Below are 14,117 nucleotides of genomic sequence, written 5' to 3' on the forward strand. Positions count from 1 at the left end.
TTTAGCAGGCCGCAAGGCCGTCATGGAGCCCGCCAGCGGTCGAATCTCAGGCGCTGCGCACCTTGAGGTGGGCGCCGGCCACCCCGGTGACCTCGACCCGCGACCCCGCCTCGAGGCCGTCGCCCTCGTCGAGTTCGGCCGCCCATTCCTTGCCGTCGATGAAGACGCGGCCCGCGCGACCGTGGAACGCACCGACCGCGCGCCCCTGGTGGCCGACCAGCCTCGCCACATTGTCGTTGATGTCCCCGACAGGATGGGTGAGCAGCGATCGGGGCAGATAACGGCGGGCGAGGACGGTCGAGGCTATCGTCAGCACGGCGAACGCCAGCACCGACTCCGCCAGGCCAAGGTCTGCGAAAGTCGCCAGCACGGCCACCGCGCCGGCCGAGGCGGAGGGCCACAGCAACCAGCCCGAGCCGGTAGCCACCTCGAGGGCCAGCAAGGCCGCTGAGAGCGCGATCCACACCCAGAAGGGGTGGTTGGCGTAAAACATCGTCAGGTCGGGCATGGCCTAGCTCCCGGTGGGCGGCACCGCAGATCCGCCGCGCGTCGCCGGCCGGGTAGAGCCGCCGCCGCGGGGCGGGGCCGGCGGCTGCTCGGCCTGGGCGGTTTTTACGAGTTGGGTGATGCCGGCGATGGAGCCCACCAGGGACGCCATGTCAGCCGGCACGATCACCGTCTTCTGCTGTGGACTCTCAGCCAGCTTGCCGAAAGCCTCCACATATTTCTGGGCGATGAAGTAGTTGATCGCGTTGACGTCGCCCTTGGCGATGGCGGTGGAAACCAGCTCGGTCGCCGTGGCCTCGGCCTGGGCGGAACGCTCGCGCGCCTCGGCGTCGCGGAAGGCGGCCTCGCGACGGCCCTCGGCCTGCAGAATCGCCGATTGTTTCTGGCCCTCGGCCACCGTGATCGCCGCCTGTTTCTCGCCGTCGGCCTCGGTTATCACCGCGCGCCGTTCGCGTTCGGCCTTCATCTGCCGCGCCATCGCGTTGGTGATGTCCGGCGGCGGCTGCAGGTCCTTGATTTCGATCCGCGCCACCTTGACACCCCACGGGCTGGTCGCCTGATCGATGACCTCCAGAAGGCGAGTGTTGATCTGGTCGCGCTGCGACAGCACCTCATCCAGCTCCATATTGCCGACCACAGTCCGCAGGTTGGTCATGGTGAGCTGGGTGATGGCGAAGTCGAGGTTCGTCACGCGATAGGCTGCGGCGGAGGCATCCATCACCTGGATGAAGACAATGGCGTCCACCTGGACCGAGACGTTGTCCTTGGTGATCACGTCCTGGCGCGGCACGTCCAGCACCTGCTCCATCATGTTGATGCGCCGGCCGATGCCTTCGACGAACGGGGTCAGGAAGCTGATGCCGGGCTTGAGCGTACGGGTGTAACGCCCAAACCGCTCGATGGTGTACTCGCGTCCTTGCGGCACGATCTTGATGGCCCCGAGCGCGACCACGACGGCCAGCACCAGGAAGACCGCAGCGACAGCAAGACCCATGAAAAGCTCCTCAGCCAGACTCCAAGCTTAGCCACCGCGCAGCCCGGACGCCACGGAAACCGAACGCCGTGCTCGCGCCCAATTCTGAGGTCTGGTAGCGCTTGCCCATGCTCTTGAAGACCCAAGCCCTCGTCGCCGCCGCCCTCCTCGTCTCGGCCGCCGCCCCCAAGTCCAACGCGCCCAAGGCGACTGCGGCCAAGCCGGCGGCGACAAGGTCCGCTCCCGTCAGGCCCCAGGTTGCGCCCGTCGCGAACTTCGACGCCCGCAATCCGGCGAGTGTCGTGGAACTCCTGAACGCTGGCGGCGGCAAGGCTGCGATCGCGCGCAAGGACCCGGACGCAGTGCTGGTGCTCGTGACTTCGGTCGCGGCCAATTTCAGCCTGCAGTTCGCCGCGTGCGACGCCCAGGGTCGCGGCTGCAAGGCCGTGCAGTTCGATTCCCTGGCTGAAGGGTCGGGCCCGACGTTCGCCCAGCTCAATGCGTTCAACCAGACCTCAGCCCTATGCCGCGGCACGGAGGACAAGACCGGCAAGCCCCATGTCCTCTATTCGACCCTGCTATTCCCGGACGACACCTACGACCACTTCCGCGTCCAGATGGAAGCCTGGACCGGGTGCATCGGCGAGTTCCGCAACTTTTTGAAGGATCCGAACGGCTACCTGGCTTCGGCGCCCTGACCCGAGTGCAAAGCCTCGAGCTCGGCTTTCTGCTTGCGCGTGAGTTTGGAGCGCACCTGATCGTAGGAGTGGCCGACCAGGCGTTCGATCTCCTCAACCGGCACATCGGCCTCGAGGCCGACGCTTATCCAGAAACGCCGATCCAGATGGGAGCGGTGGCCCACGCCGGCATATTGCTCGCGCAGGACCTCCGCCAAGTGCGGGTCACATTTTAGGATGACGGACTTCGTGCGCCCGAGCGTCAGTATGGCGAACATCTTTCCGACGACCTTGTAGATCAGGACGCCGGGCGCGGAGGCCAACGGCGCACCCACGGCCCCGGGCATGGCCTCCACACTGGCTTTCACCGCCGCGACTTGTTCATCGAGCCTCAAGGCGGGCTCCATTGGCCGGCTAACGGTTGGACTACGCTGGGGCGTTGGCCTTCGCGCGGAGCGCTGCAACTCGGTCGATGGAAGCCTCGGCCTCGGCCATGATGCGCCTGACGATCTCGCCGGCGGGCAGGACATCATGGACTCCCCCAGCCGACTGCCCCATGGCGAAGGCGGAGGTGTCGGCGTCGAGGCCTTCGATCTGGCCGCCGATGCCGCCCATTACGCCTGCGCGACTGGAGAGGATGGCCTGCTGGGGAAACGGCTGAATCTCTTGCGGCCGACGCTCCCAGTCCTCGACGTAGGGGTTCTTTTTCACCCGCATCGGCTTGCCGGAATAGCTGCGGGTTCGGACCGTGTCCTCATCGGAAGCCTCGACGATGACGTCCCGGTACATCTGGCCGGCATGCGCTTCTTCGGAGGCGATGAACCGCGTGCCCATCCAGACGCCTACCGCGCCCAGGCTGAGGGCCGCAGCCAGACCGCGGCCGTCATAGAGACCACCGGCCGCCACCACGGGGATCTTCACCGCCTCGACCGCCTGAGCGACCAACGGCATGGTGCCGACGAGACCGGTGTGACCGCCGCCCTCGCCGCCTTGGCAGATCACCGCATCGCAGCCGGCCTGCTCGGCCTTCACCGCGTGCTTCACTGCCCCGCAGACCACCATCACCTTCAGGCCGGCGCTCTTCAGCCGCTGCATGATCGGCATCGGCACACCAAGACCGGCGACAAAGGACGACGCGCCCTCCTCGATGATGATATCCACCGAGGCGGTGAGGCTCTCGGGACTGGCGGCCAGAAGGTCGACACCGAATGGCCTGCGGGTCAGCGCCTTCACCTTGCGCATCTCGTCGCGGATGAAGTCCGGGGTGCGGCCCGCCATGCCCAGCACCCCATAGCCGCCAGCGTTCGACACCGCCGCTACGAGCTCGCCGTAGGAAACCCCGCCCATGCCGGCAAGCATGATCGGATGCTCGACGCCAAGGAGATCGCAGAGCTTGGTGTGCAGGGTCATGGTGTTCCTTCCCGGTCTTGTCGTGGGAAGCATGGCGCCGCGGCGGCCGCGTGCAAACCGTGACGTGGGGTCAGAAGATCGCGTAGCCCCCGTCGATCAGGAAGCTGTCGCCGGTGTGGAAGCGCGATGCGTCGGACGCCAGGTAGACGGCGATGCCGCCGAAGTCCTCCGGTTCGCCCCAGCGCCGGAACGGAACTCGCTTGATCACGGCGTCGTTGAACTTGTCATTGCCCTGGGCGCCCGCGGTCATGTCGGTGGCGATCCAGCCCGGCAGGACGGCGTTGGCGCGTACGCCATAACGGGCATGTTCGACGGCGATGGCCCGGATCATCGAGATCACCGCGCCCTTGGTCGAGGCGTAGGCCTCGTTGCGCGCCGCCCCATCGATCGCCGAGAGCGACGAGGTGACGATCAAGGAGCCGCCGGCCTTGTCGCCCGCGCCAGACCGCTCGACCATGTGCTTGCAGGCTTCGCGGAAGGTGAAGAAGACGCCATCCAGGTTCACCGCGAGCACCCGGCGATAGGTTTCGGTCGAAAATTCTGCGAAGGACTTGGCCCCGCCGCCAACACCGGCATTAGCGATCACGGTGTCCACCCGGCCGATCTTCGAGACGGCCTCGGCCATGCCAGCGGTCACCGCGGCCTCGTCGGCGACGTCCACCTTCTGGACCATAACCCGGCGGCCATGCGCCTTGAGCTGGGCCTCGGCCGCGGCGTTCTTCGCCGCGTTGGTGCCCCAGATCACCACGTCCGCACCGGACTGGGCCATGGCGTCGGCCATGCCGAGGCCGATGCCGCCGTTGCCGCCGGTGACCAGCGCCACCTTGCCCGTCAAGTCGAACGGCTTGTAGGCCATAACCGCCTCCTCCCCTCGTGGTTTTCAAACGGTTGTTGGTTGCGAAAGGCCTCGATCGGACGGCGCTCGTCAAGCCGCGGCGTGCGGCCCCAACCAGGCTACCTCGACCTTCACCTGGTTCAGTTGGGACGACGTGCCGGTCACCGACCGCGTTGAAGTGCGCGCGAACATGGGGCGCCTCGCGTGAGATTGGCGCGCGCGCCCACCTCGGATCAGGTGGCAGTCCATCCGCCATCGACCGAAAGCGCCGCACCGGTCGCAGACGCCCCCAGGTCGGAGACAAGGTAGAGCAGCATGCCGGCCAGGTGAGCATACTCCACGAACGCCTTGGTGGGCTGAGCCGCCAGGATGACGTCTTCGATCACCCGATCCTCGGGAATGCCGCGGGTCTTGGCCTGGTCGACCACCTGGGCCTCGATCAGGGGCGTCTTCACATAGCCTGGGCAGATCGCGTTGACCGTGATCCCGGTGCGCGCGAGTTCTACCGCGCAGCCCTTGGTGAAGCCCACCACCCCGAACTTGGCGGCCACATAGGGCGCCTTGAACGCGGAGGCGACCAGGCCGTGGGCCGAAGCGATGTTGACGATCCGCCCGCGCCCCTGGCTCTTCATGATCGGGATCGCCGCTTTGGTGGCGTGGAAGGTAGAGGACAGGATCACCGCGATCAGGGCGTCCCATTTCTCCTCCGGATATTCGTCGACCGGCGCAACATGCTGGATGCCGGCGTTGTTCACGAGGATGTCCAGGCGACCGAATTCCTTGTGGGCGAAGGCGATCAGGTCGGCGATCTCCTCGGGCTTGGTCATGTCGGCGCCATGATAACGGACCGCGGCGTTGGTCTTCTGCTGGATCGCCAGGCGGTCGGCCTCGATCTTGGCCGGATCTCCGAAGCCGTTCAGCACCACGTTGACGCCCTGCTCCGCAAGCGAGGTCGCAAGCGCCTGGCCGATGCCGCTGGTCGAGCCGGTTATCACGGCCACCTGGCCGTCGAGCTTGTAGTCCACCGCCATCGTCAGGCCTCCTGTTTGGTTTGGGCCCGCTGACGGGCGCGAGTTTGGGCGACCGGGGCCGGCTGAGGCCGGGCGAAGGTATATTCCTCGTCGGTCGAGAGGTTGGCCACGAACCGGTAGCCATCGCGGTCGAAGGCCTTCAGGTCGGCCGCGCGCTCTATCCGGTTGTCGATAGCAAAGCGCGCCATCGTGCCGCGCGCCCGCTTGGCGAAGAACGACATGATCCGCGCCTCGCCATCCTTCTCTTCGAGGAACCGGCAGGCGACCACCGGCGCCTTCAGGGCCTCGCGGTCGACGGCGCCGAAGTACTCCTGGCTCGCGCAGTTCACGAGGGTCGCGTCCTTGTGGCCGGCCAGCGCGGCGTCCAACGTCTGCGAGACCCGCGGGCCCCAGAAATCGTAGAGGCTGGATCCCCGCCGGGTCCGGATTCGCACGCCCATCTCCAGCCGGTAAGGCTGGATGGCGTCGAGCGGTCTGAGCACGCCATAGAGTCCCGACAGGATACGCACATGGTTCTGCGCCCAGCCGAGCGCCTTGCGGTCGAGCTCGCGGGCGCGCAGGCCCAGGTAGACGTCGCCGTTGAAGGCAAAGGCGGCCTGCAGGCCGTCCTCGCTCTCGGGCTGGAAGGCCTGAAACCGCTCTCGGTTGAGCTTCGCCAGGTTGTCGGAGAGATCCATCATCCGCTTCAGGTCAACGACCCTGAGCTTCTTGGCGACCTTGGCGAGTTCGGCGGTGTGGTCGGTGAGCTCCGGCGCCGTCAGCGGCGCGGCCTCAGGCGGGGCGGTGAAATCGAGCGCCTTGGCCGGGGATAGGACGATCAGCATCGCCGATGCTTTGCCGCGTCTTGCCCACGGCGCCAACCGTCCAATTGGATAACCTAGAACAACACCCGCGGGTTCATGATCCGCTTTGGGTCGATCGCCCGGCGGATCGCCGAAAGCGCCTCGATCTCGACCGATGATTTGTAACGACGAGCTTCCTCGGTCTTCATGGAGCCCAGGCCATGCTCGGCGCTGATCGAACCGCCCATCGAGGCGACAAGGTCGTGGACGATGCGCGCCCCTGCATCGCGCTTTGCGGCGTGCTCAGCGTCCGAGCCGCCGTCTGGTCGCAGGACGTCGTAGTGGATGTTGCCATCGCCCATATGCCCGAATGCGGCGATCCGCGCGCCGGGCCGGAAGGCCTGCATCGCCGCCGTCGCCTGATCCAGGAATTCAGCCACCCGGCTCACGGGCACAGAGATATCGTGCTTCCACGTCGCGCCTTCCGGCTTCTGGGCGGGCGACTGGTTTTCGCGGATGGCCCATAGCGCCTTGGCCTGTGCGTCCGTCTGAGCGACCACCGCATCCTGGATCAGGCCATGCTCCAGGCCGGCGGCCAGGAACCGCTCCATCGAGGCCTCGGCCGATCCCGGCTCGCCGGACGAGAATTCCGCCAGAACGTACCACGGATGGATCTCGGCCAGCGGATCGCGCGTGCCGGCGATGTTCCTAAGCGCGAAGTCGACGCCGAGGCGGCCCATCAGCTCGAAAGCCTCGACAGCGCCGCCGGTCTCGTCCTTGGCGCGGACCAAAAGCTTCAAGGCCTCTTGTGGCGAGGCCAGGCCGATCATCGCCACCGCGCGCGAGGCCATCACCGGATAGAGTTTCAGCGACGCGGCGGTGACCACGCCCAGCGTCCCCTCCGCGCCGATCAGGAGCTGCTTAAGGTCGTAGCCGGTGTTGTCCTTGCGCAGGTGCTTCAGCCCGTTCCACACCTCGCCGTTCGGCAGCACCGCCTCCAGTCCCAACACCAGGCTGCGCGTCATTCCGTAGCGCAGCACCTGCGTGCCGCCGGCGTTCGTGGAGACGACGCCGCCGATGGTTGCGGACCCTTCCGACGCCAGACCCAGCGGAAAGCGCCGACGCACGGCCGCTGCGGCCTCGTGCACCCCAGCCAGCGTCACGCCGGCCTCTGCAACCAGGACGTCATCGAACGTGTCGGTTTCGCGGATTGCCCGCATCCGCTCAGTCGACAGCAGGACCTCGCCCATCGGGATCTGGCCGCCGACCAGCCCCGTGTTGCCGCCCTGGGTGGTGACTGGCGTCCCGGACTCGCAGCAGATGCCGATTATCGCCGCGACGTCCTTAGTGGTCCTGGGCAGCGCCAGGAGGGGTGTCTCGCCCGTCCAGCGGTCGCGCCACTCCAGAAGCTTCGGGGCCAGTCGCGCGGGATCCTGGCTCCAGCCATCTTCACCCAGCACCGCCTTCAGGCGGGACAGCACATCGGCGGGCACGGACACGGTCATCGCAGGACCTTAGCGCCGCAGGCCTAGCCGACAAACCCCGCCGCGCGGCGCAGACGATCGTTGATCGCCTCGCCAAGGCCGGTGTCCGGTATCGGGGCCACCGATATGCCCGCTGCGCCCTGGCTGCGGTCGGCGGCGCGCAGGTAGGCGAAGAGATTGGCCGCGGCCTCGGCGAGATCGCCCTCGGGGCTGAGGTTGAAGCCACTGCCGCCGTGTGGACCGAAGCCCAGCCAGACCTCGTCGGTCCGCGGCTCGGTCGCGTTCAGTCGCAGCGGCAGGCTTGGAGCGTAGTGGCGGGAAAGCCGCCCCGGCGAGCGCCTGGCGTCGGCCTCGGCCTCCAGGAGCGGCCCGATCAACGCCTCGATCTGGCTTCGCGTAACCGAGCCGGGCCGCAGCAGTCGCGCCTCGTCGATCAGGGCGACGACCGTCGACTCCAGGCCGATGGCGCACGGACCGCCGTCAAGCGCGGCAGCGGCGGCGGGCCCGGTCTCTTCGACCGCGTCGGCATAGGTGGTGGGGCTTGGGCGACCCGAGCGGTTGGCGGAGGGCGCCACAAGGGGCCCGCCGAAGGCCTCCAGCAGGGCATGGGCCACCAGATGGGCTGGAGAGCGCACGGCCACGGTGTCGAGGCCGGCGCGGGCCAGGTCGCAGACGAGCGCATCGTCCTCCACCGGCAACACCAAAGTCAGCGGTCCTGGCCAAAACGCCGCCGCCAGCCGCTCGGCGCGCTCGTCGAACCTGGCGATGCGCCGCGCAGTCGCGACGTCCGCCACATGGGCGATCAACGGATTGAACGCCGGCCGCCCCTTGGCCGCATAGACCGCCGCCACGGCGCGGGCGTCGCCCGCGTCGGCCGCCAGGCCGTACACCGTCTCAGTCGGCATGATGACGAGGCCCCCCCTTTTCAGGGCGGCGACGGCGGCTTCGATGTCGGCGGCTTTCTCCACGCCGGCTCGTTACACCGCCTGGGCGTCGGCTGTCCTACTTCTTGGGTTTGCGAAACTTGTAGACGAATTGGTCGGTATGGCCGCGGATGGTCTTGTCGAAGACCAGCTTCTTGTGGTCGTCGGCGGGGTTGCGCAGCACGTCGCTCTCGCCATCGAAGACGAAGCCCGCATCGGTGACCTGCTTTTTCACGATCGCCGGGTCGATGCGATGCAGCGTGTCGGTGTCGCGCAGGCCGGAGCCCGCCTCGGCGACGTGGTCGACAACGAGGAAGGTCCCGCCGGGTTTCAGCGCCCGGAACACCGCCCGATTCAGCACCATCGGGTCGATCTTGCCCATGAATTTGTCCGGATAGTCGTGGTAGTTCTGAACCGTGAAGACCAGATCCACCGGTTCGGGCGCGGCGAACTGCGCGCCAGGCTGCAGCATGACCGAGGTATTGGGATAGCCGGTCTTGGCGAGGTCGGCATTCTTCACCGGATCCGGCTGAGCTTCCTTGGCGTACTCGTTTGGCCAGATCATGTAGACGTGGCCCTTGGGCCCAACCGCTTTCGAGAAGATCTTGGTGAAATAGCCAGAGCCCGGGATCAGGTCGACGACCTTGTCGCCCGGCTTCACGCCGGAAAATGCGAGAAGTTCGGCGGGATGACGGCGTGAATCGGCCTCGCGGTCGGCGTCGCGGCCTTTGTCGGCGACCGCGGATGCAAGATATGGCGGGATCGCTGTCGCGGCGGCGGCCACAGCGCCCAGGCTGACGGCCACGCAGGCGGCCACAAGCAAGGTTTTCATCTTCCATCCATCGTGGTGCGGGTGTGGCCACGCTCCGGCTGCGCAGCGCCCCTGTCAATGCCGCCCTCTACCGTTGGTCGCGCCTAGCCGTCAGTTGGACGTGGACAGCCACTTTGGCCGGGATCTGGTCGGTGGCGGCGAACTCACCCTGGCCGACCCCGAAGGCGATCCGATCGAGGCTCGTGTCTCCGCTCATCTGCGCCTTGTCGCCGGTTATCTTCAGGCGGAACGGCAAGTCGACAGGCCTGGTCACGCCTCGCAAGCTGAGCGATCCGTGGGCGACATAGCGCTCGGCCCCGGTCTTCTCGAACCTAGCCGCGGTGAAGGTCGCCTTCGGATGCGTGGCGGCGTCGAACCAGTCGCCGCTCGGCAGCGAGGCGTCGCGCTGATCGTCGCCGGTCTTGGCCGAGGCCGTGTCGATCGTCACCGTCACCTTTGAGCGGTCGAGGGCGTCAGGACTGAAGACGATGTCCGCCTTCCAGGTGTCAAAGCGGCCTTGCACAGCCTGGCCGCCCCAGCTTGTCGAGAAGGTAAGGCTGGAGCCGGCTGCGACCTTCCAGGCGACGGGCTCGGCCGGTGGCGGCGGCGCGACCGGAGCCGGCGCTGCAGCCGCCTGCGTCGCTGCGGGCGGAGCGGGCTCCTGCGGTGCGGGCGATGAAGCTGCCTCTTGCACGGGCGCCGGCGGCTCAGCAGCGGCCGGCGGGGGTCCTGCGGCCGGGCGGGGCGGCTGCACGATCTTGCCAAATGCGGCCGCGCCTACGACGGCGAGCGCGATCACCAGCAGCCTAGGCTCCCACCACCGGCCGTCCACCGCGCCAGGCGCCATGCGCCCCAGCACCGGCTCGTCGCGGCCGAGGAACTGGTGTTTCAAGGCGCCGCCGACATGCAGGACGAACAGCAGATAGACGCCATACGAGAGCAGTTCGTGGCCGTTCTGGCCGAAGGCATGGGCGATTTTCTTGGCGCCGGGCGCAAGGCCGGCGACACCCGGAAAGTCGGGCCACCGCACGGTCCAGTAAAGCAGGGTCGGAATCGAACGTCGGCTCGCCGAGACCATCAGCCAGCCGGTCAACGGCATGCCGATCATGATCACGTAGAAGCCCCAGTGGACGATCTTGGAGAGCACCAGCTCCCAGCGCGCCAAACCCGGCGGCTCCGGCGGAGGCGGGTTGCCCAGGCGCCAGCCCAGCCGGATCAGGCTGAGGAGCAGGATGGTGATCCCGATCGACTTGTGGAGCTGGATGAGCGCGAAGCTCTCCGGGGTGGGTCTGCCGCCCATCCGCCAGGCGATGCTCACCTGAAAGGCGATGGCCAGCGCGATGATCCAGTGCAGGATAATCGCCACAGTCGAGTAGCGGCTGCGGCCGATCCTCTGTGGATCGCGGGCGGCCTCGGTCATCGTTGGAGCCTTCCTGCTGGCTTGCGGCGCCGGTTCTACTTCTTTTCGAACTCGCCCTCGAAGATCACGTCGACGTCGTCGGCGGCGAACTGGTTCAGAATACTATTGGAGAGACCAAAGTCGGATCGCTTGATCTGCGTCACGCCAGAGAACCCCAGCCGCGTGCCCAGGGGCACCACGCCATGGCCGGCGCCCGCGAAAGTCACGTCCAGGGTCACCGGCTTGGTCACGCCGCGAAACGTCAGGTCGCCCGTCAGGGTACCCTTTCCGTCCTGACCGCCCTGCACGCCGGTCGAGACGAAGGTGATGTCGGGATATTTGTCGGCGTCAAAATAGCCGGCGATCTGTTTGTTGAAAGCCGGATCATTGGTGTCGACGGACTTGGGGTCGATCGTGAACGTGACCTTGGTCGCCTGCCAGTTCGCCGGATCGTAGGTGAAATTCCCGTCCAGCCCGTTGAAACGCAGCGTGTAGTGAGAGAAGCCCATGTGGAGGACCTTGGCGGTCAGGCTCGCGTGGCGCTTGTCGAGCACATAATTCCCCGCCGGGACCTTGGTCGGGTCTTGGGTGGTGGGGTTGGCCACCGCAGATCCTGATAGGAATATGGTGACAGTCAGGGCTGCAGCGGCGTGACGGATCATTGCTTCGTCTCCCAAGGGTCGTGGCTGCAGATGGGTCGAAGAAAGCCTAACCGAAAGACAGGCCGCGCGGATTTACGCCGTATGAAGTGCGGCCTTGCCGGGCGCGCGATCGCGACCTAACCCTCCGGGCGATGCTCGGGGAGGGGTTCGCATGATCCGTTTGGGCTTTGCAGCCGCCATCGCGGCCTGCTTCGCCGTTCTTGTCGGGGGAACGGCGTGCGCCGCGGATGGGCCGCCGGCGACGGTCTATCGTCACGCCTGGCTGATCGACGGATCGGGGGGGCCGATGCGCCCGGGGATGTCGGTGCTGGTCGAGGGCGAGCGGATCAAGTGGGTGGCGCCGGACGCCGAGATGGCCGTCCCGACGGGCGCACGGGTTGTCGATCTCACCGGCAAATATCTGTTGCCCGGCCTGATCGACTCCCACGAGCACCTGGCGACGCCGCCTAACCGCCGCCAGGCAGAAGCCAACATGCGCCGCGACATCTATGGCGGGGTGACGGCCATCCGCGACATGGCTGACGACCTGCGCGCCGTGGCCGAGCTCACTCGCGCCTCGCGCGCCGCGGAGATTCCAGGGCCGGATATCTATTACGCCGCCCTGATGGCCGGCCCGAGCTTCTTCGACGACCCTCGCACCCACGCCGCCACCTTCGGCGTGACACCGGGCAAGGCGCCCTGGATGCAATCCATCGACGAGACGACCGACATGCGCACGGCCGTCACCTTGGCCAAGGGCACATCCGCCACGGCGATCAAGATCTACGCGAACTTGCCGGCCGATCTGGTCTCGAAGATCGCGGCCGAGGCTCATCGTCAGGGCCTCCTGGTCTGGGCGCATACCGCCGTCTATCCCGCCACGCCCTCACAGGTGCTGGCGGCGCGGCCGGATGCGGTCTCCCATGCCTGCGGTCTCGGCCACGAGGTCGCCGGCACGCCGCAGACCTACCAGTCGCGCACGCCGATGGACCCCGCGCCCTACCTGGCCGGTGACAACCCGACCATTGCGAAGCTGCTGCAGACCATGAAGGCGCAAGGCACGATCCTCGACGCCACCGGAAGCATCTATGCCGAGCATTCCGAGCAGCTGGCCTCCAAGAACCCCAAGGCCAAGCCCTCGCTTTGCAGCGGCGCCATGTCCGATGCCCTCATCCGCCAGGCCTGGCGCGCCGGGGTTGCGGTGTCTTCCGGCACCGATTGGGTCGCGCCGTGGGATGATCCATGGCCCACCTTGTATCACGAGCTGGCGGCCCTGGTGCGGATCGGCATGTCGCCTGGCGAGGTTATCCACGCCGCGACGCTGGTGGGCGCGCGTGCGGCCGGCCAGGAGCCCGACATGGGTTCGATCGCGCCCGGCAAGCTCGCCGACATGATCGTGCTGACACGTGACCCGCTGGCCGACATCCAGAACCTGAAGAGCCTGGAACTCACCATCAAGCGCGGCCGGACCTACCGCCGCGCCGACTTCAAGCCCCTGACCAAGCAAGACCTCGAGGACTGAGCATGACCTTCAACCGCCGCACAGTCCTTGCCATGTCGGCTGCGGCGGCCGCCGCGCCGGCGCTTGCCGCCAAAGCCGATCCGATCGCCGGGATGACCGTGATTAACGCGTTGGGCGGCCTGATTGACCCCAACCACGACCAGCCGCCTCACCCGGTCATCACCCCGCGCATACTGGCCGACGCCCGAGCCTCCGGCATGACCGCGGTGAACTGCACCTTCGGCTATGTGGCGGGCGCCGATGAGCCGTTCGAGAGCTCGGTCGCCAACGTCGCCGAATGGGACCGTCTGACCCGCGAACATCCGCGCGACCTCATCAAGGTGCTGAGCGCCGCCGACATCGCCCGCGCCAGGGCGGAGAAGAAGATCGGGGTGATCTACGGCTTCCAGAACGCAGCCATGATGGGCAAGGACCCGGCGCGCGTGGACATTTTCGCCAACATGGGCGTGCGCGTGATCCAACTCACCTACAATGTCGCCAACCAGCTTGGCGACGGATCCATGGCGCCCGAGGGACGGGGCCTCACGAGGTTCGGCCACGAGGTGGTCGAACGCCTCAACGCCAACCGGGTGATGGTCGACCTCTCGCATTCCGGGACCCGGATCTGCCTCGACGCCGCGCGGGCCTCGAAGCAGCCGATCTCGATCAACCACACCGGCTGCCGCGCGCTCACCGAGCTTCCGCGCAACAAGACTGACGAGGAACTGCGGCTGGTTGCCGAACGCGGCGGGTTTGTCGGGGTCTACTTCATGCCGTTCCTGAGCCTCTCCGGCCACCCGACATCCGCCGACGTGGTGGCGCACATCGAACATGCGCTCAATGTCTGCGGCGAGGACCATGTCGGCATCGGCACCGACGGCGGCACGACGCCGATCGACGACCTGGAGGCCTACAAGGCCGCGCTCGCCAAAGAGCATGCCGATCGCGTGGCCAAGGGGATCGCCGCGGCCGGCGAGCGAGCCGACACCCATCCGTTCGTCGACGACCTGCGCGGGCCCGACCAGTTCCGCAAGCTCTACCGCCTGCTGGCCGCGCGAGGCCACAAGCCGGCGCGCATCGAGAAGATTCTCGGCCAGAACTTCGTTCGCTACGCCCGCGACATCTGGGGCGCCTGAGCTTAAA

15 protein-coding genes are annotated in these 14,117 nt (G+C 67.2%); 3 read left to right on the forward strand and 12 right to left on the reverse strand.

All coding sequences use genetic code 11. The annotated features are described in order from the left end of the window. Positions 1–46: 46 nt before the first annotated feature. Positions 47–508 (reverse strand): NfeD family protein, encoded by a 462-nt coding sequence (locus VGI62_RS12105; RefSeq protein WP_331504747.1) that lies wholly within the window; start codon positions 506–508, stop codon positions 47–49. Positions 509–511: 3 nt separating this feature from the next. Continuing rightward, a complete protein-coding gene (locus VGI62_RS12110) occupies positions 512–1,501 on the reverse strand; it encodes an SPFH domain-containing protein (RefSeq protein ID WP_331504748.1) in 990 nt (329 codons plus the stop codon). 107 nt (positions 1,502–1,608) lie between these two features. On the opposite strand from VGI62_RS12110, the gene VGI62_RS12115 reads away from it, so the two are divergent. Next, entirely contained in the window at positions 1,609–2,178 is a 570-nt protein-coding gene (locus VGI62_RS12115) for a hypothetical protein (protein ID WP_331504749.1), read from the forward strand. Here VGI62_RS12115 and VGI62_RS12120 read toward each other — a convergent pair. The 10 genes from VGI62_RS12120 to VGI62_RS12165 form a co-directional block, all read right to left on the reverse strand. Next, positions 2,157–2,552 carry an MmcQ/YjbR family DNA-binding protein gene (locus VGI62_RS12120; protein WP_331504750.1) on the reverse strand — a complete coding sequence of 132 codons (396 nt, stop codon included), beginning with the start codon at positions 2,550–2,552 and terminating at the stop codon, positions 2,157–2,159. The genes VGI62_RS12115 and VGI62_RS12120 overlap by 22 nt on opposite strands. Positions 2,553–2,583: 31 nt before the next feature. Further along, the gene (locus VGI62_RS12125) at positions 2,584–3,567 is read right to left on the reverse strand and encodes a nitronate monooxygenase family protein (RefSeq protein ID WP_331504751.1); all 984 of its coding nucleotides are present in this window, start codon (positions 3,565–3,567) and stop codon (positions 2,584–2,586) included. Positions 3,568–3,637: 70 nt separating this feature from the next. Beyond that, entirely contained in the window at positions 3,638–4,423 is a 786-nt protein-coding gene (locus VGI62_RS12130; protein ID WP_331504752.1) for an SDR family NAD(P)-dependent oxidoreductase, read from the reverse strand. A gap of 212 nt (positions 4,424–4,635) precedes the next feature. After that, positions 4,636–5,433 carry a 3-hydroxybutyrate dehydrogenase gene (locus tag VGI62_RS12135; RefSeq protein ID WP_331504753.1) on the reverse strand — a complete coding sequence of 266 codons (798 nt, stop codon included), beginning with the start codon at positions 5,431–5,433 and terminating at the stop codon, positions 4,636–4,638. A 2-nt stretch (positions 5,434–5,435) separates the two neighbouring features. Next, a complete protein-coding gene (yaaA, locus tag VGI62_RS12140) occupies positions 5,436–6,257 on the reverse strand; it encodes a peroxide stress protein YaaA (protein ID WP_331504754.1) in 822 nt (273 codons plus the stop codon). 53 nt (positions 6,258–6,310) lie between these two features. Further along, positions 6,311–7,720: an FAD-binding oxidoreductase gene (locus VGI62_RS12145; protein WP_331504755.1), complete on the reverse strand. Its 1,410-nt coding sequence runs from the start codon at positions 7,718–7,720 to the stop codon at positions 6,311–6,313. A 23-nt stretch (positions 7,721–7,743) separates the two neighbouring features. After that, positions 7,744–8,667 carry an L-threonylcarbamoyladenylate synthase gene (locus VGI62_RS12150; protein WP_331504756.1) on the reverse strand — a complete coding sequence of 308 codons (924 nt, stop codon included), beginning with the start codon at positions 8,665–8,667 and terminating at the stop codon, positions 7,744–7,746. Positions 8,668–8,701: 34 nt separating this feature from the next. Further along, the gene (locus VGI62_RS12155; RefSeq protein ID WP_331504757.1) at positions 8,702–9,454 is read right to left on the reverse strand and encodes a class I SAM-dependent methyltransferase; all 753 of its coding nucleotides are present in this window, start codon (positions 9,452–9,454) and stop codon (positions 8,702–8,704) included. A 67-nt stretch (positions 9,455–9,521) separates the two neighbouring features. Next, positions 9,522–10,853 carry a YceI family protein gene (locus tag VGI62_RS12160; protein WP_331504758.1) on the reverse strand — a complete coding sequence of 444 codons (1,332 nt, stop codon included), beginning with the start codon at positions 10,851–10,853 and terminating at the stop codon, positions 9,522–9,524. A gap of 35 nt (positions 10,854–10,888) precedes the next feature. Beyond that, positions 10,889–11,494, reverse strand: coding sequence for a YceI family protein (locus VGI62_RS12165; protein ID WP_331504759.1), 606 nt, complete (start codon positions 11,492–11,494; stop codon positions 10,889–10,891). Between the two features lie 151 nt (positions 11,495–11,645). On the opposite strand from VGI62_RS12165, the gene VGI62_RS12170 reads away from it, so the two are divergent. Both VGI62_RS12170 and VGI62_RS12175 read left to right on the forward strand, forming a co-directional pair. Next, positions 11,646–12,995: an amidohydrolase family protein gene (locus VGI62_RS12170; RefSeq protein ID WP_331504760.1), complete on the forward strand. Its 1,350-nt coding sequence runs from the start codon at positions 11,646–11,648 to the stop codon at positions 12,993–12,995. A gap of 2 nt (positions 12,996–12,997) precedes the next feature. Then, entirely contained in the window at positions 12,998–14,110 is a 1,113-nt protein-coding gene (locus VGI62_RS12175; RefSeq protein ID WP_331504761.1) for a dipeptidase, read from the forward strand. Positions 14,111–14,117: the final 7 nt, after the last annotated feature.

The sequence above is a fragment of the Phenylobacterium sp. genome (assembly GCF_036495085.1).
Lineage (GTDB): Bacteria > Pseudomonadota > Alphaproteobacteria > Caulobacterales > Caulobacteraceae > Phenylobacterium.